Here is a 21,883-nt window from a genome sequence, read left to right as displayed (position 1 = left end):
CGGCGTTTGTACTGAAACTGGGCAAGAAAGACAATGGCTAAAAGAGATTTTTACGAGGTTCTTGGTGTCCCCAAGAACGCGTCTGACGACGAAATCAAAAAGGCATATCGCAAACATGCGATGAAGCACCACCCTGACCGCAATCAGGGCGACGCCTCCAAGGCCGCCGAAGAGAAATTCAAGGAGTCCAAGGAAGCCTACGAGATGTTGTCGGACCCGCAAAAGCGGGCTGCCTACGACCAGCACGGGTTTGCCGGCGTGGATCCCAATATGCGTGGCGGCCCAGGCGGCGACAACATGGGCGGCTTCGGCGAAGCCTTTAGCGACATTTTTGGTGACATGTTTGGTCAGCAGCGTGGACGCGCGGGCGGCGGTGGACGTCAGGTCTTCCGTGGCAGCGATCTGAGCTACGCCATGGAAGTGACGCTGGAAGAAGCGGCCAAAGGCAAAGACGCACAGATTCGCATCCCCAGCTGGGACAACTGCGAGTTGTGTCAGGGCAGCGGCGCCAAGCCTGGCACGCAAGCCAAAACCTGTGGCACCTGTGCCGGCTCCGGTCAAGTCCAGATGCGCCAGGGCTTTTTCAGCGTGCAGCAAACCTGCCCCACTTGCAGAGGCAATGGCAAAGTGATTGCTGAGCCATGTACCGGCTGCCACGGTCAGGGCAAGATCAAGAAGCAAAAAACTCTGGAAGTCAAAATTCCAGCGGGCATTGACGGGGGCATGCGGATTCGCAGTTCCGGCAACGGCGAGCCAGGCACGAATGGCGGTCCTCCCGGTGACCTGTACATTGAAATCCGGCTCAAAAAGCACGATATCTTCGAGCGCGATGGTGATGACATTCATTGCTCCGTGCCCATCAGCATCATCACCGCCTCCTTGGGCGGAGAAATTGATGTGCCAACGCTGGCAGGCAAAGCGGCCATTGATATTCCTGAAGGCACGCAGACTGGCAAGCAGTTCCGCCTGCGTGGCAAGGGCATCAAGGGCGTGCGCGCAAGCTACCCCGGTGACTTGTACTGCCACATCACGGTGGAAACTCCAGTCAAGCTCAGCGAGCACCAGCGCAAATTGCTGAAGGAACTGGACGATTCGCTGAAAAAAGGTGGCGGCAAGCACTCTCCGGGCGGAGACAGCTGGGCCAACCGCCTGAAAAACCTCTTTAGTTGACGCGAATCAATTTGCATCTGAAGAACTGATGCCCAATGAATGCCGTGCGGTCTGACCAAGACCCCACGGCATTTTTTTTCGCCCTCACGGCGAAGGCATGGCGATGAGGAGAAATTGCGATATGAGCGTCAACATCACGTTTTTGGGTGGCACCGGCACCGTCACCGGTTCCAAGTACCTGGTTCAGCACGATGGGAAAAATTTGTTGGTTGATTGCGGCCTGTTTCAAGGCTACAAGGTACTGAGGCTGCGCAACCGCACACCACTGCCCATCGCCCCCGTTCAGATTGATGCAGTGCTGTTGACTCATGCGCATCTGGATCACAGCGGTTATCTGCCTTTGCTGGTCAAAGACGGTTTTACCGGTCATGTGTTTGCCACCGGCGGCACACGCGATCTTTGTCGCATCTTGCTGCCCGACAGCGGCCACATCCAGGAAGAAGATGCAGCTTTTGCTAACCGGCACGGATTCTCCAAGCATGCACCGGCACTGCCGCTCTACACCCGACAGGACGCTCTGGATTGCCTGCCTCAAATCAAAGCGATGGACTTCGGCAAGGCCATCACGCTGATGCCGGGTTGGCGCGCCACCTTTCAACCCGCCGGACACATATTGGGCGCTGCCAGTATCTTGTTAGAAGTCGCAGGACGACGGATTCTGTTTTCAGGCGACTTGGGGCGGCCCGATGACATCCTGATGAGCCCACCGCAGCCAGCGCCCCTTGCGGACACGGTCTTGATTGAATCCACTTATGGCAACCGGACGCATCCCAAGGAAGATGTGCTGGCAGAGCTGGGCCCCGCTCTCACAAAACTCGCCAAGCGTGGCGGTGTCGCCGTCATCCCTGTTTTTGCGGTGGGACGGGCCCAAGCGCTTCTGCACGCCATTCACCTTCTCAAACTTGGTGGAGATTTACCCAAGTCATTGCCGGTATTTCTGGACAGCCCCATGGCGGTGCACACCACCCACCTGTTCGACAAACACCCCGGAGAGCACCGTTTGAGTGCTAAAGAGACTTATGCGCTGACTCACTCCGCGGTGATGGTGAACAGCACCGACGAATCAAAGGCACTGGCGAGTCGTCACGGCCCCATGGTGATTCTCTCCGCCAGCGGCATGGCCACTGGCGGGCGGGTGTTGCACCATCTGGCGCACTACGCCAGCAACCACCGCAACATGATTGTGTTGACCGGTTTTCAGGCCGCCGGCACCCGGGGCGCGGCCCTGGCAGCCGGTGCGGCCAGTATTCGCATTCATGGACGAGATGTGGATATCAAGGCCGAGGTGGTTCAACTTCAATCAGCGTCGGCCCATGCGGACGGCAATCAGCTTTTGGCCTGGCTGCGCACCATGCCGGAGGCGCCGGCCCAGGTGTATGTGGTGCACGGGGAGTTGGAGCAATCCGACGCTCTTCGCAAACGGATCAAACATGAACTGGGTTGGCGGGCTGTGGTGCCTGAACACGGGTCCACTTGGCCAACCTGATACCCCGCTGACAGCCACACTGTGCGTTGGCGTCGCCCTGCACAGCCAATGCGCGAAAATACGGCGTTACCCAGACATTTCTATTGGATTGAAGCACTCAAGGCCTTATGCGTGAATTTTTGACCGCCGCGTTTTACAAGTTTGTTGACTTGCCCGACTTCGCTGACCTGAAGGCGCCACTCTTGGCCTGCTGCGAGGCCAATGAGGTGAAGGGGTTGATTTTGCTGGCGCAGGAAGGCATCAACAGCACCATTGCCGGACCCGAAGCGGGTGTTCGGGCCGTTTTGGCTACATTGCGACAAGACCCCCGGTTCGCTGATTTGCAGCACAAAGAGGCCTGGTCAAGCAAGTTACCGTTTTACCGGATGAAGCTTCGACTGAAGAAAGAAATCGTCACCATGGGCGTCCCTGAGGTCAGCCCAACGAAGATGGCTGGCACCTACGTGAAGCCACAAGACTGGAACGCCTTGATTAGCGACCCCAACGTGGTTGTGGTTGACACACGCAATGACTACGAGGTTGGCATTGGCACCTTCACTGGCGCCTTGAACCCCGACATTCAGAGCTTTGCGCAGCTCCCCGACTGGGTTGCCGGCAATGATGCGTTGAACCCGGCCTCAGGTCAAAAGCCCAAGGTGGCGATGTTCTGCACCGGTGGCATCCGCTGCGAAAAATCAACAGCGCTGTTGCGCGCGCAAGGCTACGACGAGGTCTTCCACCTGGAAGGCGGCATTCTTAAATACCTGGAAACCGTTCCCGAGGCAGAGAGCCTTTGGGAGGGGCAATGTTTTGTGTTTGACGAGCGTGTCTCGGTGGGCCACGGGTTGGTGCCCGGCCCCCACGGGCTGTGCCGCGCCTGTCGGCATCCGCTGAATGACACTGACATGGCCTCACCCTTGTTTGAGGCTGGCGTCAGCTGCCCCAAATGCCATGCGACCACGTTTGAAACCCAAAAGAACAGCGCGCGCGAACGCCAACGCCAATGGGAACTGGCCAAGGCCCGAGGCGATCAACCGCCGATTGGGCAAACCCTGCCTCGCGCCGCATGATTAACTCTGCGCCCTGCCCCGTTCTCTATTCGTTTCGCCGCTGCCCCTATGCGATGCGGGCCCGGTTGGCGCTATTGGCTAGTGGGCAACGATGCGAACTGCGTGAAGTGGTGCTGCGCGACAAGCCTGCTGCCTTGCTGGCGGTATCGTCCAAGGCCACGGTTCCGGTGCTGGTCACGCCTGAAGGACAGGTGATCGAGCAAAGTCTGGAGATCATGCTTTGGACCTTACGCCAGAATGACCCATTGGCGTGGCTGGGAGAAGGGGAATCTTTGCTGGCACCCTCGTTGGGCTTGATCCAACGCTGTGACGGTGACTTCAAGCACCACCTGGACCGCTACAAGTACCCCCACCGCTATGACTTGCCAGATGGGTTGGCCCATCGGACTTTGGCGTGCGAGTTCTTGAACGACTTGAACACCCGCATTCAGGCGAACGGACAACTTTTGCGCCAGACGCCCTGCTTGGCCGACATGGCCATTGCGCCCTTCGTGCGCCAATTCGCACACACCGATCCGGGCTGGTTTGCCGCGCAACCGTTGTCGGCCCTGCAGGCCTGGCTGATTGAGTTTGAGGCGTCGGCATTGTTCCTGCGCGCCATGCCCAAATTCGCGCCTTGGGAACCCGAGCAGGCCCCGGTGATCTTTCCCGATAACAATCTACTATCAATTAGATAGCTACTTGCACATAAGGAACGGGGGCTAGAGGTCGATTTGGCTTAATTTCTCAAAGACAAACGATCGCGCGCCGCTTGGTATTCACGCTTCAGTTGTGCAATATAGTCACCTGCCGATTGCACCTTGTTGACAGCACCAATGCCTTGTCCGCAACCCCAAATGTCTTTCCAGGCTTTGGTCTTATCGCCAGCAAAGTTCATCTTGCTCGGGTCGCTTTCCGGCAGGTGATCGGGGTCCATGCCGGCATTGCGAATGCTGGGCGCCAGGTAGTTTCCGTGCACCCCGGTGAACAGATTGCTATAAACGATGTCGTCCGAGTTGCTATCGACAATGGACTGTTTGTAATCATCAGCGGCGCGCGCTTCTTCCGTGGCAATAAAGGCGGAGCCAATGTAGGCAAAGTCAGCCCCCATGGCCTGCGCCGCCAGCACCGCATCACCCGTTGAGATGGAACCACTGAGCGCCACCGGGCCGTCAAACCACTGGCGAATTTCCTGAATCAAGGCGAACGGACTCTTCACCCCTGCGTGTCCACCGGCGCCGGCTGCCACGGCGATCAGGCCATCGGCACCCTTCTCAATGGCCTTGTGCGCGTGTTTGTTGTTAATGACGTCGTGCAGCACCACACCACCGTAGGAATGCGCCGCGGCGTTAATGTCCTCGCGCGCACCCAGCGAGGTGATGATGATGGGCACCTTGTATTTCACGCACATGGCCATGTCGTGTTCCAGTCGCTCATTGCTCTTGTGCACGATCTGGTTGATGGCAAATGGCGCCGCCGGTTGATCCGGATGCGCCTTGTTGTGGGCTGCCAACGCCTCGGTGATTTCAATCAGCCACTCTTCCAGCAGTTCGGCAGGGCGGGCATTAAGCGCCGGCATGGCGCCCACGACACCAGCCGTGCACTGGGCAATCACCAGCTTGGGATTGCTGATGATGAACAGCGGCGAGCCGATCACCGGAAAAGGCAAATTGTTCAGAGGCGCGGGTAACTTGGACATGCGGTCTTTCTAAAATAAGGTCGTCATTATTGGCAAAAAAGGCCTCATGCCCTTGTCAGATCAGCGACAACAGCTATCAAATAAGGAGTAATTGTCTTAAAAGGAATCCAGCGCCAGCTCGGTCACGCTCTGGGCACCGTCAACGATGGCGTCCCGCACCCCTGGCACTTTGGTCAGATGGTGGTCGGCGTAAAAGCGGGCCGTTGTGATCTTGGCCTTCATAAAGGCCACGTCGACACCGGCTGCGATTAGGTCTTGCGCCACCAGCAATGAGCGGCCCAATTGCCAACCGGCGACCAGGTTACCGGCCAGCATGAGGTAAGGCACGCTGCCAGAGAACACGGCGTTGGGGTTGGAGCGGGTGTTGGTGGCCACGAAAGCAACCACATCCAGAAACGCCTCGCGGGCCGCTTTCAAGCGCTTGGCAACCGCCAAGGCATCGGCGTCACCGCGCTCAGTCAACAAGGCTTCGGTGGCTTCAATCTGAGCCGCAATGCCCTTCGCGACCTGGCCACCATCGCGCGCGGTCTTGCGCCCTACCAAATCATTGGCCTGAATGGCCGTGGTACCTTCGTAGATGGTCAAAATCTTGGCGTCACGGTAGTACTGGGCCGCGCCGGTTTCCTCAATAAAACCCATGCCACCATGCACTTGCACGCCCATTGACGTGACCTCCAAGCTCATTTCAGTGCTGTAGCCTTTGATCAGTGGTACCAAGAACTCATAAAACGCCTGGTTCTGTTTGGCTGTCTCTGGGTCAAGATGGTTGTGGGCGGTGTCATAGGCAGCCGCGGCCACCGTGGCCATGGCGCGACAGCCTTCGACATAGGAGCGCATCGTCATCAGCATACGCTTCACATCGGGGTGATGGATGATGGCGGCAGCGGCAGGCTGTGAGCCATCTACGGGGCGACTTTGCACACGGTCTTTGGCGAAGGCAACCGCCTTTTGGTAGGCACGTTCTGCAATGGCAATGCCCTGAACCCCCACGCCAAAGCGGGCCGCGTTCATCATGATGAACATGTATTCCAAGCCGCGGTTTTCCTCGCCCACAATGAAACCCGTGGCGCCACCATGGTCCCCGAATTGCAACACAGCCGTCGGGCTGGCTTTGATCCCGAGCTTGTGCTCGATGCTCACGCAATGCACGTCGTTGCGCGGGCCCAATGTGCAATCGGTATTGACCAGGAACTTGGGCACCACAAACAGGCTGATGCCTTTGACGCCTTCGGGGGCACCTGCGGCGCGAGCCAACACCAAATGGACGATGTTTTCGGTCATGTCGTGCTCACCCCAGGTGATATAAATTTTGGTGCCGAACACTTTGTAGCTGCCGTCAGCTTGAAGTTCAGCGCGGCTGCGCACAGCCGCCAAGTCGCTGCCCGCCTGCGGCTCGGTCAAGTTCATCGTGCCGGTCCATTTGCCGCTCACCATGTTGTTCAAGTAGGTGGCCTTCAAATCGTCAGAGCCCGCTGTCAGCAAGGCTTCGATGGCACCATCGGTTAACAAGGGGCACAGCGCAAAGCTCATGTTGGCGGAGTTTTGCATTTCCCCCACGCTGGCGCCAATCAGCTTGGGCAGCCCTTGGCCACCACAGTCCACCGGGTGCTGCAAACCCTGCCAGCCTCCCTGCACAAACTGAGCAAAAGCTTCTTTGAATCCGGGCGTTGCGGTCACTTTGCCGTCTTTCCAACTCGATGGGTTTTGGTCACCCGCCCAGTTCAAAGGGCTCAACACGCCTTCGTTGAACTTGGCTGCCTCTTCCAGCACCGCTTGGGCAGTCTCCAGGCCGGCGTCTTCAAAACCGGGTAGTGTCGCAATGTGCTCAATGCCAGCGAGGTGCTGAATGTTGAACATCATGTCTTTAACGGGGGCAACATAACTCATGACGAGTCTCCTGAAGAAAGGGGAAAAGAGGGGCTTGGACGGGCGTTGGCACAGCGCAAGCGCAAAAAAAGGGCATCGCCGCGCGATGCCCTGGGTCAGATTAGCTTAAAGTGCGGCGACCAGTTCGGGAACCGCCACAAATAAGTCAGCTTCCAAACCGTAGTCGGCCACAGAGAAGATCGGTGCTTCAGCGTCCTTGTTGATCGCCACAATCACCTTGGAGTCTTTCATGCCGGCCAAATGCTGGATCGCGCCGCTGATGCCGCAGGCAATGTAGAGCTGAGGCGCTACAATTTTTCCGGTTTGGCCCACTTGCCAATCGTTGGGTGCGTAACCTGCGTCCACGGCAGCGCGAGAGGCGCCCATGGCGGCCCCGAGTTTGTCTGCCAGCGGGGTCATGACTTCGTTGAACTTCTCGGCACTGGCCAAGGCGCGTCCACCAGAGACGATGATCTTGGCAGAGGTCAGTTCTGGCCGGTCGTTCTTGGCAATCTCGGCCTTCACAAACACGGCCTTGTCATTGGCCGGCACGGCAGTAACGCTTTCCACGGTGGCAGAACCCCCGGTGGCAGCCGCTGGGTCAAAGCCTGTGGTGCGCACCGTAAGTACCTTAATGACATCCAGGCTTTGCACAATGGCGATGGCATTGCCGGCATAAATGGGGCGCTCAAACGTGTCCGCACTGTCGACTTGGGTCACGTCAGAGATTTGTGCCACATCCAGCTTGGCGGCCACGCGGGGCGCAATATTCTTGCCCGACGCCGTCGCCGGAAACACGATGTGGCTGTAGGCCGAAGCCAATGCCAACACTTGTGCGGCCACGTTTTCAGCAAGTCCGTGGGCAAAGCCTTCGCCTTCAACATGCAAAACCTTGCTCACGCCGGCAATTTGGGCGGCTTGTGCGGCGGCTGCCGATGCATTGGCGCCGGCGACCAGCACGTGCACGTCACCACCGCATTTGACGGCGGCGGTCACGGTATTTAGGGTAGCGGCTTTGATAGTCGCGTTGTCGTGTTCTGCAATAACGAGTGATGTCATGGTGGTGCTCCTCAGATGACTTTAGAAACGTTTTTCAGCTTGTCCACCAGAGTAGCCACATCGGGCACCATGATGCCGGCGCTGCGCTTGGCGGGCTCTGTCACTTTCAGTGTCTTGATACGCGGTGTCACGTCCACACCCAAGTCTTCGGGTTTGAAAATATCGAGCTGCTTCTTCTTGGCCTTCATGATGTTGGGCAAGGTCACGTAGCGTGGCTCATTCAAGCGCAAATCAGTGGTGATAACCGCTGGCAGCGTGATCGACAGGGTCTCCAGACCGCCGTCCACTTCACGGGTCACGGAAGCCTTGCCGTCGACCACTTCGACCTTGTTGGCAAAAGTGGCTTGTGGCAAGTCGGCCAGGGCGGCCAACATTTGACCAGTCTGGTTGCAATCATCGTCAATGGCTTGCTTACCAAGAAACACCAATCCAGGCTGCTCTTTGTCAAACAAGGCTTTCAACAACTTGGCAACCGCCAAAGGCTGCAACTCTTCCGATGTTTCCACCAGAATGGCCCGATCTGCGCCGATTGCCATGGCGGTGCGCAAAGTTTCCTGACACTGGGTCACGCCGCAAGAAACCGCAATGATTTCGGTGACGATTCCTTTTTCTTTCAATCGAACAGCCTCTTCCACAGCGATTTCATCGAACGGGTTCATGCTCATTTTGACGTTAGCGATATCCACGCCAGTTTGATCCGATTTGACGCGGACCTTGACGTTGTAATCCACCACGCGTTTGACTGCGACCAGGGCTTTCATTGTTTTGTCTCCAGATAGTTACGAATTCGACGAAGGACTGCACATACACGACCGCTTTGATTGACGTGTACGTCAACCAAATGATTCTATTCCGAGCAGCCTGTCAGGATGGTCATCCGCATGACAAAGCCACTCAAATCACAAAATAGAACGACCGTGCTTTTTAATGATTATAGCGGCATGACTGGCAATTTCTCAAGCGGCGCAGTGTGTACCACGCGCTGGGGGAATGGAATCTCGATGTGGTGTTCGCGCAGCGAACGAAGGATTTCAAGGTTAATCAGTGACTTCAGCCCGTCACTGCCGTTCTCAGGGTCGGAAATCCAATACCCCACTTTCAACTCCAAACCGTCTGCCCCAAAATTGATCAGCGTCACCGAAGGCGCAGGGTCATTCAGCACCCTGTTCTGACTGGAGGCTGCTTTCTGCAACAACCCCATCACCAACTCCACATCACTGTCATAGGACACAGACACCAGGGTGGACAGCCAGACCCTTGAATCTGACAGAGACAGGTTTTCCACCCGGGTGATGATCAAGAGTTCGTTGGGAACAATGGACTCCCGCCCCCCCAAAGAACGAATCACGGTGTATCGCGCATTGATTTGGGTGATGACCCCCTCAAAATTGTCCACCCGCACGTTGTCACCAATGCGCATGCTGCGCTCCGCCAGAATGACAAATCCACTAACGTAGTTAGATGCCAGTTTTTGCAATCCAAACCCGACACCGACACCAATCGCACCACCCAGCACCGACAGGGCCGTCAGGTCAATACCGACCGCAGACAAGGCCACCAACAGGCCGACAAACATCAAAAAAGCACGCGTCGCGTTGCTGACCGCCTTGCGTAATGACAACGCCCCCCCCGTAGCGGCGCGCAGCAGACGGGCCTCAATGGCCGAGGAAATCCAAAGGGCAATGATCAATACCGCACCGGCAGTCAGAATGCCCTCAATCAGGGTGCGAATCGACATGCTGGAGCCACCAATGGTCCATGTCACGCGGTCTAACTCATCGAGTATCAGGGGCAGCAGACCGCTCACCCACAACACCATCGCCAACCAAGCCACCCAGGAAATAGTACGTTCCAGTACGCGAATCAAGCGGGTGTTGCCAAAGGCAACTTGCAGTACTTTGACGCCCACTCGAATGACGACCAAAGCCATCAGGACGGGAATGGCAATCTTGAACACCGCCATCGGCACCCACCGGGCCAACAAGGCCTGCGCCAGATAGGCCAATGGCAGCCAAAGTAGAGGGAACAGAGCGCCATCCACAATGCGTCGACCAAACAGAATGGAGGTCTTGTCAGGTGGCCCAGAGGCCCGTGAAATACCGAGGCAAAAGGCCCAAGCCAACACACCGCTGGCCACAAGAGCGGCCAACTCCGCCAATGCGGCGGGTCTAGTCAACGCGGCAATCCAGCCCTCCAAGGAGGGGATACCGCCCTCAGACATCGGCCAATACCCGAACGTGCGCCTCCACGCTGCGGGCCAGTGCACTCAGCACGTAGCCCCCCTCCAAACAGGAAACAATGCGCCCTTTGGCATGGCGCTCCGCCACATCTTTCAGCCGCTGAGTGATCCATGCGTAGTCTTGCTCAACCAGTCCCATTTGACCCATATCGTCTTCCCGGTGAGCATCAAAACCGGCACTGATAAAGATCATCTCAGGGCGAAACGCCTCCAGGCGGGGAATCCAGTGCGTCTCGATTAACTCACGAATCTCTGCGCCTTTGGTGTACGCAGGAACAGGCATGTTGACCAAATTGCTGGCGGTGGAGTGCACGGTATCCATAGGGTAGAAAGGATGCTGATAAAAACTGGTCATCAAAATACGTTGATCACCGGCCACAATGTCTTCAGTGCCATTCCCATGGTGCACGTCAAAGTCAACAATCGCCACGCGTTTCAAACCGTGACGCTCCAAAGCGTATTTGGCGGCAATGGCCACGTTGTTGAAAAAGCAGAAGCCCATGGCTTTGTCCCGGCAGGCGTGGTGTCCCGGGGGGCGCACCGCACAAAAGGCGTTGGCCAACTCACCTGATATCACCGCATCAGTGGCATCAATTGCCGCACCCGCAGAGCGCAATGCAGCGTCCCAAGTGAAAACATTCAAGGAGGTGTCAGGGTCAAGCTGGGCATGACTGGGTCCGCCCGCGTCAATTTCATCTTTGAGGCCGTCGCTCAGGCCGCGCAAGGAGGCAACATGCATCCGGCCATGGGCCAGCTCAATGTCTGTCAGCGGGGCTTTTGATGCCTCTCGACGGTCAAGGGCAATGCTCAAACCGGAACTTAAGAGGCGGTCTTCGATGGCATCGAGCCGCTCAGGGCATTCGGGGTGGCCCGGGCCCATTTCATGTTTGCGGCAATCAGAGTGGGTGAAGTATCCGGTCATGGCCATGGCGCCGTCCTGTCTCTCGATTATTTTTGGTAACGTCATGCCATGCAAGCACAACTCAAACTTAAATCCCTCGTCAATCAGCTTAACACGGTGATTGTGGGAAAAGCTGCGCAAACGCAAGACTGTGTTGCTTGTTTGCTCGCTGGTGGCCACCTTCTGATCGAAGACGTGCCCGGCGTGGGGAAAACCACCTTGGCTCACGCCTTGGCGCGAACTTTTGGACTGCAGTTTTCACGCGTTCAGTTCACCTCTGACCTGATGCCCAGTGACCTGTCTGGCGTCTCCGTTTACGAACGAGGCAAGGAAGCATTTGTGTTTCACCCAGGCCCCATTTTTGCCCAGGTGTTGCTCGCTGACGAAATCAACCGGGCCAGCCCGAAGACCCAAAGCGCCTTGCTGGAAGCGATGGAAGAAAAGCAGGTGACGGTGGAGGGTGAAACCCGCTTGCTACCCTCGCCTTTTTTCGTCATTGCCACTCAGAACCCGCATGACCAGTTGGGGACCTATGCCCTACCCGAATCACAATTGGACCGGTTTCTAATGCGGCTGTCCCTGGGTTACCCCGACCGCGTGGCTGAGCGTGACTTGCTGGCTGGCCATGACCGGCGCGACCTAGTGAACGCGCTGCCCAGCCTGTTGACACCTGACGAACTCAAACACCTTCAATCCCTGGTGCTCACTATTCACGCTGCGCCGCCATTGCTGGACTACCTTCAAGACCTCATTGCCGCCACACGATCAGGCCACTGGTTTGTGCAGGGACTGAGCCCACGTGCGAGCATTGCCGTGTTGCGTGCTGCAAAAGCACAGGCACTTCTCAATGGGCGCGACTATGTGGCACCTGACGACATTCAGGCCATCCTGCCCCAAACCATCGCGCATCGTCTGGTTCCCGTTGGCAATGCGGGGCGAGGCGCGGTTGAGCAGGTGCGCGCCATGATCGACGCGATAGCCCTGCCATAAGGTAGGCACTTTGATGAGCAATGCAACAACGGGCGAACCCGATCGTGGTCGTTTTTGGCGTCATCCGATCCGTCGCCTGCAACGCAGGTTTCGGCAGTGGTTCGAATCGCGCCTGCCACTGACGGACAGCGTCACGCTCACCCAGCGCAGCGTCTATATCTTGCCGACCGGGCCGGGGCTGATGTTGGGAGCCACGCTGCTGTTGCTGCTGGTCGCCTCCATCAACTACCAGCTGAATTTGGGGTACATGCTCACATTTCTCCTGGCGGGAACCGCCATGGTTGGGATGCTGGTGTGTCACGGCACGCTGAGGGGCGTTAGCCTGCACCTCGCGCTGCCCTCTCCTGTTTTTGCGGGCACCTCGGCCTTGATGGAAGTCCAACTCCAAAGCCAGCGGCGCAGCACTCGCCATGGCATTGGGCTGGCCGTGATGGGCTCCGGCCACTGGGCTTGGTGCAATGTGCCGGCCCAGGGGGTGTGTACATTGCAAGTGGCTTTTCAGCCCGCTCGTCGCGGGCTGCATCGCGTCCCTACTCTCACCGCCGAGACGCGTTACCCCTTGGGGACTTTTCGAGTCTGGACGGTGTGGCGTCCAGCTGCCCAAGTTTTGGTTTACCCGACCCCGGAAGTCAGCGCGCCTCCCCTGCCATTGGCATCCGCCCACGCGGGTGATGGCCCCGCAACGCAAAGCAGCGTCGCGGGGGACTTCGACGGCGTGCGCGCCTACCGCCGGGGTGACCCGCTGAAAATGGTGGTCTGGAAAAAACTGGCCAAGGCAGACGAGTTGGTCAGCCGGGACTCGGTTCACGCCCTGGGAGTTGAGCTGTGGCTGGACCAGCGCGAGACCGGCCTCTCACACCCGGAGCGGCAATTGTCCCGCCTCTGTGCCTGGGTGCTGCAGGCCGACCGGCTGGCGTTGGACTATGGCCTTCGACTGGCAGGGCTGGACATCCCTCCTGCCAGCGGCGAGGCTCAAAAAAAACGGTGTTTGCAGGCCTTGGCCCTGAACCGATGAAACGCCCCAACATGCAGAGCACCTGGTTCACTCCATCCATCCAACTGCCACGCGACAGTCGGGACACCTTGTTCATGCTGTTCGTCATTGCCTGGGTGCTTGCTCCCCAGGTTGGCCACCTGCCTTTGTGGTGCAGCGTCATGGCCGGCAGCGCACTCATCTACCGGGCTTATCTCGCGTGGCACACCCGGCCATTGCCCTCGCGATGGTGGTTGCGTGGCGTTTTGGTGTTGACAGTGGCCGCCACCTTGTGGTCGCACAAAACATTGCTGGGCCGCGACGCTGGCGTGACGCTGGTGGTGGTTCTCTTGGCACTCAAAACGCTGGAGTTGCGCGCCAGGCGGGATGCATTCGTGGTGTTTTTTCTCAGCTTCTTTTTGATGCTGACCAACTTCTTCTACTCCCAGTCTCTCCTGACCGCGGGGGCGATGTTGGTGGCGCTGATGGGCTTGCTGACTGCGCTGGTCAACACCCACAAGCCGGTGGGAAAACCCCCATTGCTGGAATCCGCCAGAACGGCGGGCATGATGGCCTTATGGGGCGTGCCCATCATGGCACTGCTTTTTGTACTGTTTCCGAGGATGGCGCCGCTGTGGGGCATTCCCAGCGATGGCATGAGCGGTCGCAGTGGCCTGTCGTCCAGCATGCAGGTCGGCAACATTGCCAGTTTGGCACTTGACGACAGCATCGCGCTGCTGGTGCGCTTCAATGGCGAGATGCCGGACCAGTCCGACCTGTACTTCAGGGGTCCCGTGCTTTCAGACTTTGACGGCAAGAGTTGGACCGCATTGCAGTCCAGTCTGCCCGAACGCCTACAAGTAGCCGCTGATCTGCGCGGCCAGGGCACGCCGGTGAACTATCAAGTCACCTTGAAGCCCAGCAATCACCCCTGGTTGCTGGTGCTGGATGCCACGCCTGAGAAGCCCTTGTTAAATGGCTATCAGGTCAGCATGACGCCGGAGCTTCAGTGGGTCACGGATCGGCCCATTGGCGATCTGGTTCGCTATACCGCGCAAAGCTTCCCCAAATTCACCCATGGTCCGCTGACCTACAAAGCGGGATTGCAGGACTATCTCAATCTGCCGACGGGATTCAACCCCCGAACCGCCCAGTGGGCGAAGGAGCTGCGCACACAAGCCGGCGACGGCGAGGGAGCGAGCGCGCAGTTGGTCGATACCATCATGAACCACCTGCGAACCGGGGGCTATACCTACACGCTGGAACCGGGGCTTTATGGACGCCACAGCGCGGACGAGTTCTGGTTTGACCGCAAGCTCGGATTTTGTGAGCACATGGCCTCCAGTTTTGTGATTCTGATACGGGCCATGGGCATCCCGGCGCGGGTGGTTACGGGCTACCAGGGGGGTAAGCGCAATGCGGTGGACGGGTATTGGGTGGTTCGGCAAAGTGAGGCCCACGCTTGGGCGGAAGTGTGGATCAGTGGACAGGGTTGGACTCGGGTGGACCCCACTTCCGCCGTGTCCCCGGGACGCACCGGCACATTTGAGCGACTTCAGCGCGAACAAGGTGCGATTGGCACCGCCTTGCTCGGTACCGTGAACACTGAATTTGCGCTCAACCTGCGTGCCTATTGGGACGCCGCCAACAACAGCTGGAACCAGTGGGTGTTGAATTACACCCAGGGGCAACAACTCAAATTGCTTGAAAACCTGGGTTTCGAGTCGCCCAACTGGGAGGACTTGATCTACGTCCTGATTGCCGCAGTTGTAGTGGCCAGTCTGGGCGCCGCGCTGTGGGGCCTTTGGGACCGCCACCACAGAGACCCTTGGTTGCACTTGCTGGAACGGGCAAGCGCTCGATTGCGCCGCAGTGGCATCGATGTTGCGCCGAACAGCCCGCCGCGCCGCGTGGCCGAGCAGTTGATTCAGCAACTCGGGCCAGACCACCCCGGCGCCCCGGCGCTGAAAGACTGGCTTTTGCGGCTTGAAGCAATTCGCTATGCACCACCTGTTGCGGGAGCAAAGCCTTCCAACGGCCTCGCTACACTGAGACGAACGTTCAAACAACTGCCCTGGCCCACGTGATTCTTCTCAAAAATTACCGTCAATGCTTTTCGATTGCTATCGGATTAGTAGCTGCCTGCGCCCTGTCAACGGGGGCCATCGCCGGAAAACCTCATAAAAACAAGCGCAAGGTCGGCAGCGCACAAAGTCAACCGCCTCTGGCCGGCCCCTTGTATGGCCAACGGGAAGATGCGATGCGTTTTGCTGAGGACATCGCAGCCCGTGAAAACCTGCCGTCCGAGTGGGTCCGGCGTATTGTGGGACAAGCCCGGTACTTGCCATTGGCCGCAAAATACGTTCAGCCGGCGCCAACGGGCACTCGCAAGAACTGGGCTGTTTATCGCTCCCGCTTCATTGATGCCACCCGCATCCAGGCAGGCGTGCGGTTTTGGAAAGACAACCGGGAGACTTTGGCCCGGGCCGAGCGTGAAACCGGCGTTCCGGCAGAGGTGATTGTGGGCATCGTCGGGGTTGAAACGATTTACGGTCAGCAAGTCGGTAATTTTCGAGTCATTGACGCCTTGGCCACCTTGGCATTTGACTTTCCCACCACGCATCCCAGAGCAGCGGTCCGCAGTGAATTTTTTAAATCCGAGCTGTCCCAGCTCTTTAGCTTGACCGCTCGCAGCACGCTGGACCCGCTGTCATTGCGTGGCAGCTTTGCGGGCGCCATGGGCATGCCGCAGTTCATGCCCTCCAGCTGGTTGAAATACGCTGTTGATTTTGATGGTGATGGGCGCATTGATCTGTTCAATAGCGCCGCCGATGTGATCGGGTCTGTGGCGTATTACTTCAAGGCCTTCAACTGGCAGCCTGGAATGCCCACGCACTACCCGGTGAGCTTCAACCCCCAAACCGTCGACATGAAGGCCTTGCTGGCGCCGGACATTTTGCCGACATTCAGTGTGGAACGGTTTACCGCCCAAGGCGCGGTGCTCAGTGGCGCAGCACTGTCACACCAAGGCCCATTGGCCTTAGTGGAGCTGCAAGACGGCGACCGCGACCCGATCTATGTGGCCGGCACGGAGAATTTTTACGCCATCACCCGGTACAACTGGAGCAGCTATTACGCACTGGCCGTGATCGAACTTGGGCAGGAAATTTCCAAAGCCCTGAACGAATAGTCGCCTGGCGCGCCGGGCCTAGGGCGAGAGGTTGACTTCACGCGACGGCATCGCCAACAAGGTGGTCAATGCACTGGACACCATGGCAGTGATCCAAAACACCAGGAACGCCAGTGAGTAGAAACCGGCTCTGGACACCTGGACCGGCTCGCCAAACCAGTGCAAATCTTGAGGATCCACCATGGCAAACACCAGGGCCTCAAGCACGCAGGCCACCAGAAAGGCTGGCCACACGATCCACATCAGCCGTTGATACCTCACCACAGGCTGACCTGCAGGTATAGATTGCAATGGCACAGGACTCATGGCTTGACGGGCACGGCCGGCGGGGCCACGCCGGTGGCGGCGTGATTGCGAGCTTGAACGGCAGGGGCCATGCTGGCGGCGGCCTGGGCTTCCAGACGCTGGTTAATTTCAAGGCCCTGGCGGTAATAGTCTTCTGACACCACGGGGTCTGGCCGGGTAATGGCCAGGTAGAGCGTGATAAAGCTCGCCAGCACGACCACTGCTGGGCCGGCCACCACCATCCACACGTGGCCAAATTTCCACCAAGGACCGCTTGATTCCGTCAAATTGTTTTGCATGATCAATTCCTTTTTCCCTAGCGGGGAACAATAAATGAAGACTTCTCGGACACTTTGTCAGTCGTTCCGATCGCTTCAACATCGAAATAAATGACATGAGAGCCGGGCTCTGCCGAACCAAAGGGCGCCACCAACCGCACCGTCACCCAGTGCGACTCGGTGGAGGCCACCTCGACGGTGTCTGGGGTCGTCAACGTCAGGCCAGGCAAACCTGTGGTTGAAATTTTGTAAGTCTGCATCGATTCGGTCGCATTCATGAGCTGCAAGCGGTAAAGATTTTCAATGTCGCCTTTCCCCACCACACGGGCCATCACCCCTCGGTCACGAACCACATCGACCTTGAAGGGCGTGCGCAAGGCCAAACTCACCACCATGGCCACCACGACGCCGAGCAAGATGCTGGTGTAAATCAGTATTCGGGGGCGAAGCACATGGCGCAGCGTCTGGCTCTTGGTCCAGTGCTGATTCATGGCGTTTTCGGTGCTGTATTTCACCAGTCCACGGGCATAACCCATTTTGTCCATCACGGTGTCGCACACATCCGCGCAGGCGCCACAGCCAATGCACTCGTATTGCAAACCGTCCCGAATATCAATACCCGTGGGGCAGACCTGAACGCACAGGGTGCAGTCAATACACGCCCCCAGGTTCAATGTGGCCGGGTCCGTCTTGCGGGAGCGGGCACCGCGAGGTTCACCACGCTCGGCATCATAGGTAACGATCAGGGTGTCTTTGTCAAACATGGCGCTTTGAAAACGCGCATAGGGACACATGTGCAAACAGACCTGCTCCCGCATGAAGCCAGCGTTTCCGTAGGTGGCAAACCCGTAAAAGATGGACCAGAAAATTTCCCATGACCCCATGTTCAGTTGAACAAAGGCCAGCCCCAATTCCTTGATCGGCGTGAAGTAGCCCACAAAGGTGAAGCCAGTCCACATGGCCAACAGCAGCCAAGCCACATGTTTGCCACCCTTGCGCAGAAACTTGTCCATGGACCAGAGTTGCCCATCGCGACGCATGCGCGCGGAGCGATCCCCCTCCATCTGTTTCTCAATCCACAAAAACATCTCGGTGTACACCGTCTGCGGGCAGGTGTACCCGCACCAGAGGCGCCCAGCCACCGCAGTGAACAGAAAAAGCCCCAGTGCCGAGATCACCAGCAGGCCGGTGAGGTAAATAAAGTCTTGCGGATAAAGAACCAACCCGAAGATGTAGAAACGCCGGTCACCCAAATCAAATAGAACGGCTTGGCGTTGACCCCACTCCAGCCAAGGCAAGCCGTAGAACACCAGTTGTGTCAGGATCACCATGGCCCAGCGCCAGCGCGAGAAAAACCCGGACACGCTGCGTGGGTAAATATCCTTGCGGGCTGCGTACAGCGAAACCATTTCCGGGTCTGCTGGCACCGCCACAATCGGAATTACCTTTTTGGTCGAAGCGGCCGGTTTGGTCAATCGATGTCCTTCATTCAGTTGGGCGCGGTCAAGGTCAGAGGCGCTTACTGAGCCGAAACACCCTTGTTGGAAAGACTCAAGACATAAGACGTCAACACATGAATCTGCCCTTCGGTGAGCTTTTCAGCTTGCGCTGGCATCTGGTTGACCTTGCCGTTGTTGATCATGGAGATGATCGCCGCCTCGCCATAGCCATGCAGCCAGATGTCGTCCGTCAAGTTCGGAGCGCCCAAGGCTTGATTTCCCTTGCCGTTGGCGCCATGACAGGCCGCGCAGGCTACGAATTTTTCCTTGCCCAAGGCGGCCTGAACCGAGTCATGCGGACTGCCCGACAAGCTCAACACATACTGAGCCAAATTCTTGACGTCGCTACTCGAACCGACGGCCGCCGCCATGGGAGGCATATTGCCCATGCGTCCCTGAGTCAAGGTCGTTTTGATCAACTCTGGCGTACCACCGTGCAACCAATCACCATCGGTCAAGTTTGGAATCCCTTTGGTACCGCGAGCATCTGAGGCGTGGCATTGAGCACAGTTGTTCATGAACAAGCGGTCACCAATGGCCATGGCCTGTGTGTCCTTTATCAGCTCTTCGGGTGTCATCGCCTCAAATTTGGCGTACAAAGGAGCGACTTCAGCATTGCCTTTGTCAACTTCCTTTTCATGTTGCCCCAACGATGTCCAACCGAGCGTTCCCTTGTAGGTCCCCAAACCAGGGTACAAGGCCAAGTAGACAAACGCGAAGATCACGGTGATCACGAACAGGTAGGCCCACCAGCGCGGCAGCGGGTTGTTCATCTCGCGCAAGTCGCCGTCCCAGACGTGGCCGGTGGTGTTGTCCTCAGCGGTCATGGCTTTGGCTTTGCCACTAAACCACAGCAGAAGCAAGCAAGCCAAGATACTGACGATCGTGATCACGGTCACGTAGATGGACCAGAAATTACTAGTGAAATCGCTCATTTTTTATCCTTTTGGTCCGTTCGTCAGTCTTGCTCGAAGGGCAGATTGGCCGCCTCTTCAAAATCGGCTGCATTGCGACGCGAATAAGCCCAAACCACAATACCAATGAAAGTAATGAAGGCCGCCACGGTGGCCACTGAACGAAGGGTGTTGATATCGAGTTCCATAGAACGTCCTCTCTTATTTAACTGAGATTCCCAAGACTTGCAGGTAGGCGATCACGGCATCCACCTCGGTCTTGCCTTTGATCTCCGCCGACGACGCGGCAATCTGCTCGTCCGTGTAGGGCACGCCAACAGTCCGCAACGCTTTCATATGCGTGGGAATCGACTCATGGTCAACTGCAGACGTCGCCAACCAAGGGTAGGCAGGCATATTGGACTCGGGCACCAGGTCACGAGGGTTATGCAAGTGGTCACGGTGCCACTGGTCACTGTATTTGCCACCGACCCGATGCAAATCAGGGCCAGTGCGTTTGCTACCCCACTGGAACGGATGGTCATAAACAAACTCACCGGCGACGGAGTAATGCCCGTAACGCAGCGTCTCTGCGCGAAAAGGACGAATCATTTGCGAGTGACAGTTGTAGCAACCCTCACGCACATACACATCGCGTCCAGCCAGTTCTAGCGGGGTCAGCGGCAAAAGTCCTTTGACCGGCTCCGTGGTCGACTTTTGGAAGAACAAAGGAACAATCTCGACCATGCCCCCGACCAGCAACACCAAGAGGATCAAAACGATCATCAGGAAGTTGTTGGTTTCGATTTTCTCGTGCGACAGTCCGCCGCTTGATTTCGTATCAGCCATGTTGTTTCCTTATCAAGCGTGTGCGACTGCGGCGGGAATCGTTACCGTGACAGAGCGTCCATTGGTGACCGTTTTATAGGTATTCCAAAGCATGATGATCATGCCGCCCAGGTACAACAATCCGCCCAACAAGCGCAGTGCATAGAACGGGAACGTGGCTTTCACCGACTCAACAAAGGTGTAGGTCAGCGTGCCGTCTGGGTTGATGGCGCGCCACATCAGGCCCTGCATCACACCGGCAATCCACATGGCGGCGATGTAAACAACGATACCAATGGTGGCAGCCCAGAAATGAATCTCAATGGCTTTGACGCTGTACATCTGTTTTTGACCGAACAGGCGAGGAATCAGGTAATACATCGAACCCATGGTCACCAAGCCAACCCAGCCCAGAGCTCCAGAGTGCACGTGGCCAACAGTCCAATCCGTGTAATGCGACAAGGCATTCACTGTTTTGATGGACATCATCGGACCTTCAAAGGTCGACATGCCGTAGAAGGAGAGTGAAACGATCAGGAAACGCAGAATCGGGTCATCGCGCAGTTTGTGCCAAGCGCCCGACAAGGTCATGATGCCGTTGATCATGCCGCCCCAGCTGGGTGCCAACAAAATCAGGGAGAAGACCATGCCGACCGACTGGGTCCAATCAGGCAAGGCGGTGTAATGCAAATGGTGTGGGCCGGCCCACATGTAGGTAAAAATCAACGCCCAAAAGTGAACGATAGAGAGGCGGTACGAGTAGACAGGCCGCTCAGCTTGCTTGGGAATGAAGTAATACATCATGCCCAGGAAGCCTGCGGTCAGGAAAAAACCAACCGCGTTGTGGCCATACCACCACTGCACCATGGCGTCTTGCACACCGGCGTAGGCTGAATATGACTTCATGGCGCCAGCGGGAATCGCGGCACTGTTAACGAGGTGCAGCAACGCCACGGCAATGATGAAGGCACCGAAAAACCAATTGGCCACGTAGATGTGACGCACCTTGCGCGTGCCCACCGTTCCGAAAAACACAATGGCAAACGACACCCAGACCAGCGTGATCAGAATGTCAATGGGCCACTCCAGCTCAGCGTACTCTTTGCCCTGTGTGTAACCCAGTGGGAGCGACACAACAGCTGCCAGAATCACCAGCTGCCAACCCCAAAAGGTGAAGGCGGCCATCTTGTCTCCGAACAAGCGCACATGACAGGTTCGTTGCACCACATAGTAGGCAGCGGCAAACAAACCACAGCCGCCAAACGCAAAAATCACCGCATTGGTGTGCAAAGGCCGCAATCGACCGTAGCTGAGCCAAGAGATACCAAAATTCAGCTCGGGCCAAGTCAATTGGGCGGCGATGATCACGCCGACCAACATGCCAACCACCCCCCACACAATGGTCATGATGGCGAACTGTCTGACCACCTTGTCGTTGTAGGTGGTTGCAGACGCGTTGGGAAATATCATTTTCACCTCTCTAAGTTTGTTACAAGGAG

At 57.4% G+C, this 21,883-nt stretch carries 21 protein-coding genes; 8 read left to right on the top strand and 13 right to left on the bottom strand.

Going from position 1 to position 21,883, the window contains the following annotated elements; translation table 11 throughout:
- Nucleotides 1-33: 33 nt before the first annotated feature.
- From dnaJ to J8G15_RS04240, 4 genes are all read left to right on the top strand, one after another.
- Entirely contained in the window at nucleotides 34-1,170 is a 1,137-nt protein-coding gene (gene dnaJ / locus J8G15_RS04255) for a molecular chaperone DnaJ (protein ID WP_210546314.1), read from the top strand.
- Nucleotides 1,171-1,291: 121 nt separating this feature from the next.
- The gene (locus J8G15_RS04250) at nucleotides 1,292-2,656 is read left to right on the top strand and encodes an MBL fold metallo-hydrolase RNA specificity domain-containing protein (protein ID WP_210546313.1); all 1,365 of its coding nucleotides are present in this window, start codon (nucleotides 1,292-1,294) and stop codon (nucleotides 2,654-2,656) included.
- A gap of 107 nt (nucleotides 2,657-2,763) precedes the next feature.
- Nucleotides 2,764-3,705, top strand: a complete 942-nt coding sequence (locus tag J8G15_RS04245; protein WP_210546312.1) for a rhodanese-related sulfurtransferase — start codon at nucleotides 2,764-2,766, stop codon at nucleotides 3,703-3,705.
- Complete coding sequence (locus tag J8G15_RS04240; RefSeq protein ID WP_210546311.1) at nucleotides 3,702-4,382, top strand: glutathione S-transferase; 681 nt, start codon at nucleotides 3,702-3,704, stop codon at nucleotides 4,380-4,382. Before J8G15_RS04245 ends, J8G15_RS04240 begins: the two co-directional genes overlap by 4 nt.
- A gap of 41 nt (nucleotides 4,383-4,423) precedes the next feature.
- Here J8G15_RS04240 and J8G15_RS04235 read toward each other — a convergent pair whose 3' ends face one another.
- The 6 genes from J8G15_RS04235 to J8G15_RS04210 form a co-directional block, all read right to left on the bottom strand.
- Nucleotides 4,424-5,383, bottom strand: coding sequence for a nitronate monooxygenase family protein (locus tag J8G15_RS04235; protein ID WP_210546310.1), 960 nt, complete (start codon nucleotides 5,381-5,383; stop codon nucleotides 4,424-4,426).
- A gap of 96 nt (nucleotides 5,384-5,479) precedes the next feature.
- Entirely contained in the window at nucleotides 5,480-7,270 is a 1,791-nt protein-coding gene (locus tag J8G15_RS04230; protein WP_210546309.1) for an acyl-CoA dehydrogenase, read from the bottom strand.
- Nucleotides 7,271-7,375: 105 nt separating this feature from the next.
- The gene (locus J8G15_RS04225; RefSeq protein ID WP_210546308.1) at nucleotides 7,376-8,308 is read right to left on the bottom strand and encodes an electron transfer flavoprotein subunit alpha/FixB family protein; all 933 of its coding nucleotides are present in this window, start codon (nucleotides 8,306-8,308) and stop codon (nucleotides 7,376-7,378) included.
- Nucleotides 8,309-8,319: 11 nt separating this feature from the next.
- Nucleotides 8,320-9,069, bottom strand: coding sequence for an electron transfer flavoprotein subunit beta/FixA family protein (locus J8G15_RS04220; protein ID WP_210546307.1), 750 nt, complete (start codon nucleotides 9,067-9,069; stop codon nucleotides 8,320-8,322).
- 170 nt (nucleotides 9,070-9,239) lie between these two features.
- Complete coding sequence (locus tag J8G15_RS04215) at nucleotides 9,240-10,529, bottom strand: mechanosensitive ion channel family protein (protein ID WP_210546306.1); 1,290 nt, start codon at nucleotides 10,527-10,529, stop codon at nucleotides 9,240-9,242.
- Nucleotides 10,522-11,475 (bottom strand): histone deacetylase family protein, encoded by a 954-nt coding sequence (locus J8G15_RS04210; protein ID WP_210546305.1) that lies wholly within the window; start codon nucleotides 11,473-11,475, stop codon nucleotides 10,522-10,524. Before J8G15_RS04210 ends, J8G15_RS04215 begins: the two co-directional genes overlap by 8 nt.
- A gap of 42 nt (nucleotides 11,476-11,517) precedes the next feature.
- Here J8G15_RS04210 and J8G15_RS04205 point away from each other — a divergent pair, with 42 nt between their 5' ends.
- Genes J8G15_RS04205 through mltB form a run of 4 tightly spaced genes read left to right on the top strand, consistent with a single transcriptional unit; the run spans nucleotide 11,518 to nucleotide 16,601 of the window.
- The gene (locus J8G15_RS04205) at nucleotides 11,518-12,438 is read left to right on the top strand and encodes a MoxR family ATPase (RefSeq protein WP_210546304.1); all 921 of its coding nucleotides are present in this window, start codon (nucleotides 11,518-11,520) and stop codon (nucleotides 12,436-12,438) included.
- 13 nt (nucleotides 12,439-12,451) lie between these two features.
- Nucleotides 12,452-13,453: a DUF58 domain-containing protein gene (locus J8G15_RS04200; protein WP_210546303.1), complete on the top strand. Its 1,002-nt coding sequence runs from the start codon at nucleotides 12,452-12,454 to the stop codon at nucleotides 13,451-13,453.
- A complete protein-coding gene (locus J8G15_RS04195) occupies nucleotides 13,450-15,498 on the top strand; it encodes a DUF3488 and transglutaminase-like domain-containing protein (protein ID WP_240538438.1) in 2,049 nt (682 codons plus the stop codon). Before J8G15_RS04200 ends, J8G15_RS04195 begins: the two co-directional genes overlap by 4 nt.
- Nucleotides 15,495-16,601 (top strand): lytic murein transglycosylase B, encoded by a 1,107-nt coding sequence (gene mltB, locus J8G15_RS04190; RefSeq protein WP_370627486.1) that lies wholly within the window; start codon nucleotides 15,495-15,497, stop codon nucleotides 16,599-16,601. Before J8G15_RS04195 ends, mltB begins: the two co-directional genes overlap by 4 nt.
- A gap of 18 nt (nucleotides 16,602-16,619) precedes the next feature.
- Here the strand turns inward: mltB and J8G15_RS04185 are convergent, their stop codons facing one another.
- The 7 genes from J8G15_RS04185 to ccoN all read right to left on the bottom strand — a co-directional run bounded on the left by J8G15_RS04185 (nucleotide 16,620) and on the right by ccoN (nucleotide 21,854).
- Nucleotides 16,620-16,844: a hypothetical protein gene (locus J8G15_RS04185; protein WP_370627534.1), complete on the bottom strand. Its 225-nt coding sequence runs from the start codon at nucleotides 16,842-16,844 to the stop codon at nucleotides 16,620-16,622.
- Nucleotides 16,845-16,903: 59 nt separating this feature from the next.
- Nucleotides 16,904-17,185 carry a FixH family protein gene (locus J8G15_RS04180; RefSeq protein WP_210546301.1) on the bottom strand — a complete coding sequence of 94 codons (282 nt, stop codon included), beginning with the start codon at nucleotides 17,183-17,185 and terminating at the stop codon, nucleotides 16,904-16,906.
- Between the two features lie 17 nt (nucleotides 17,186-17,202).
- A complete protein-coding gene (gene ccoG / locus J8G15_RS04175; RefSeq protein ID WP_210547459.1) occupies nucleotides 17,203-18,573 on the bottom strand; it encodes a cytochrome c oxidase accessory protein CcoG in 1,371 nt (456 codons plus the stop codon).
- A 110-nt stretch (nucleotides 18,574-18,683) separates the two neighbouring features.
- Nucleotides 18,684-19,598: a cytochrome-c oxidase, cbb3-type subunit III gene (gene ccoP, locus J8G15_RS04170; protein WP_210546300.1), complete on the bottom strand. Its 915-nt coding sequence runs from the start codon at nucleotides 19,596-19,598 to the stop codon at nucleotides 18,684-18,686.
- Between the two features lie 23 nt (nucleotides 19,599-19,621).
- Nucleotides 19,622-19,765 (bottom strand): cbb3-type cytochrome c oxidase subunit 3, encoded by a 144-nt coding sequence (locus J8G15_RS04165; protein WP_210546299.1) that lies wholly within the window; start codon nucleotides 19,763-19,765, stop codon nucleotides 19,622-19,624.
- A gap of 13 nt (nucleotides 19,766-19,778) precedes the next feature.
- Complete coding sequence (ccoO, locus tag J8G15_RS04160; protein ID WP_210546298.1) at nucleotides 19,779-20,405, bottom strand: cytochrome-c oxidase, cbb3-type subunit II; 627 nt, start codon at nucleotides 20,403-20,405, stop codon at nucleotides 19,779-19,781.
- Between the two features lie 12 nt (nucleotides 20,406-20,417).
- A complete protein-coding gene (gene ccoN / locus J8G15_RS04155) occupies nucleotides 20,418-21,854 on the bottom strand; it encodes a cytochrome-c oxidase, cbb3-type subunit I (RefSeq protein ID WP_210546297.1) in 1,437 nt (478 codons plus the stop codon).
- Nucleotides 21,855-21,883 lie beyond the last annotated feature (29 nt).

The organism is Rhodoferax sp. PAMC 29310 (genome assembly GCF_017948265.1).
Taxonomy (GTDB): domain Bacteria; phylum Pseudomonadota; class Gammaproteobacteria; order Burkholderiales; family Burkholderiaceae_C; genus Rhodoferax.
This window is presented reverse-complemented; position numbering and strand designations above follow the sequence as displayed.

What these genes read in the sequence shown, in the direction of transcription:
- dnaJ (WP_210546314.1), top strand. Translation starts at nt 34, where the DNA reads ATGGCTAAAAGAGATTTTTACGAGGTTCTTGGTGTCCCCAAGAACGCG.
- J8G15_RS04250 (WP_210546313.1), top strand. Translation starts at nt 1,292, where the DNA reads ATGAGCGTCAACATCACGTTTTTGGGTGGCACCGGCACCGTCACCGGT.
- J8G15_RS04245 (WP_210546312.1), top strand. Translation starts at nt 2,764, where the DNA reads ATGCGTGAATTTTTGACCGCCGCGTTTTACAAGTTTGTTGACTTGCCC.
- J8G15_RS04240 (WP_210546311.1), top strand. Translation starts at nt 3,702, where the DNA reads ATGATTAACTCTGCGCCCTGCCCCGTTCTCTATTCGTTTCGCCGCTGC.
- J8G15_RS04235 (WP_210546310.1), bottom strand. Translation starts at nt 5,383, where the DNA reads ATGTCCAAGTTACCCGCGCCTCTGAACAATTTGCCTTTTCCGGTGATC.
- J8G15_RS04230 (WP_210546309.1), bottom strand. Translation starts at nt 7,270, where the DNA reads ATGAGTTATGTTGCCCCCGTTAAAGACATGATGTTCAACATTCAGCAC.
- J8G15_RS04225 (WP_210546308.1), bottom strand. Translation starts at nt 8,308, where the DNA reads ATGACATCACTCGTTATTGCAGAACACGACAACGCGACTATCAAAGCC.
- J8G15_RS04220 (WP_210546307.1), bottom strand. Translation starts at nt 9,069, where the DNA reads ATGAAAGCCCTGGTCGCAGTCAAACGCGTGGTGGATTACAACGTCAAG.
- J8G15_RS04215 (WP_210546306.1), bottom strand. Translation starts at nt 10,529, where the DNA reads ATGTCTGAGGGCGGTATCCCCTCCTTGGAGGGCTGGATTGCCGCGTTG.
- J8G15_RS04210 (WP_210546305.1), bottom strand. Translation starts at nt 11,475, where the DNA reads ATGGCCATGACCGGATACTTCACCCACTCTGATTGCCGCAAACATGAA.
- J8G15_RS04205 (WP_210546304.1), top strand. Translation starts at nt 11,518, where the DNA reads ATGCAAGCACAACTCAAACTTAAATCCCTCGTCAATCAGCTTAACACG.
- J8G15_RS04200 (WP_210546303.1), top strand. Translation starts at nt 12,452, where the DNA reads ATGAGCAATGCAACAACGGGCGAACCCGATCGTGGTCGTTTTTGGCGT.
- J8G15_RS04195 (WP_240538438.1), top strand. Translation starts at nt 13,450, where the DNA reads ATGAAACGCCCCAACATGCAGAGCACCTGGTTCACTCCATCCATCCAA.
- J8G15_RS04185 (WP_370627534.1), bottom strand. Translation starts at nt 16,844, where the DNA reads ATGTGGATCGTGTGGCCAGCCTTTCTGGTGGCCTGCGTGCTTGAGGCC.
- J8G15_RS04180 (WP_210546301.1), bottom strand. Translation starts at nt 17,185, where the DNA reads ATGCAAAACAATTTGACGGAATCAAGCGGTCCTTGGTGGAAATTTGGC.
- ccoG (WP_210547459.1), bottom strand. Translation starts at nt 18,573, where the DNA reads ATGGTTTCGCTGTACGCAGCCCGCAAGGATATTTACCCACGCAGCGTG.
- ccoP (WP_210546300.1), bottom strand. Translation starts at nt 19,598, where the DNA reads ATGAGCGATTTCACTAGTAATTTCTGGTCCATCTACGTGACCGTGATC.
- J8G15_RS04165 (WP_210546299.1), bottom strand. Translation starts at nt 19,765, where the DNA reads ATGGAACTCGATATCAACACCCTTCGTTCAGTGGCCACCGTGGCGGCC.
- ccoO (WP_210546298.1), bottom strand. Translation starts at nt 20,405, where the DNA reads ATGGCTGATACGAAATCAAGCGGCGGACTGTCGCACGAGAAAATCGAA.
- ccoN (WP_210546297.1), bottom strand. Translation starts at nt 21,854, where the DNA reads ATGATATTTCCCAACGCGTCTGCAACCACCTACAACGACAAGGTGGTC.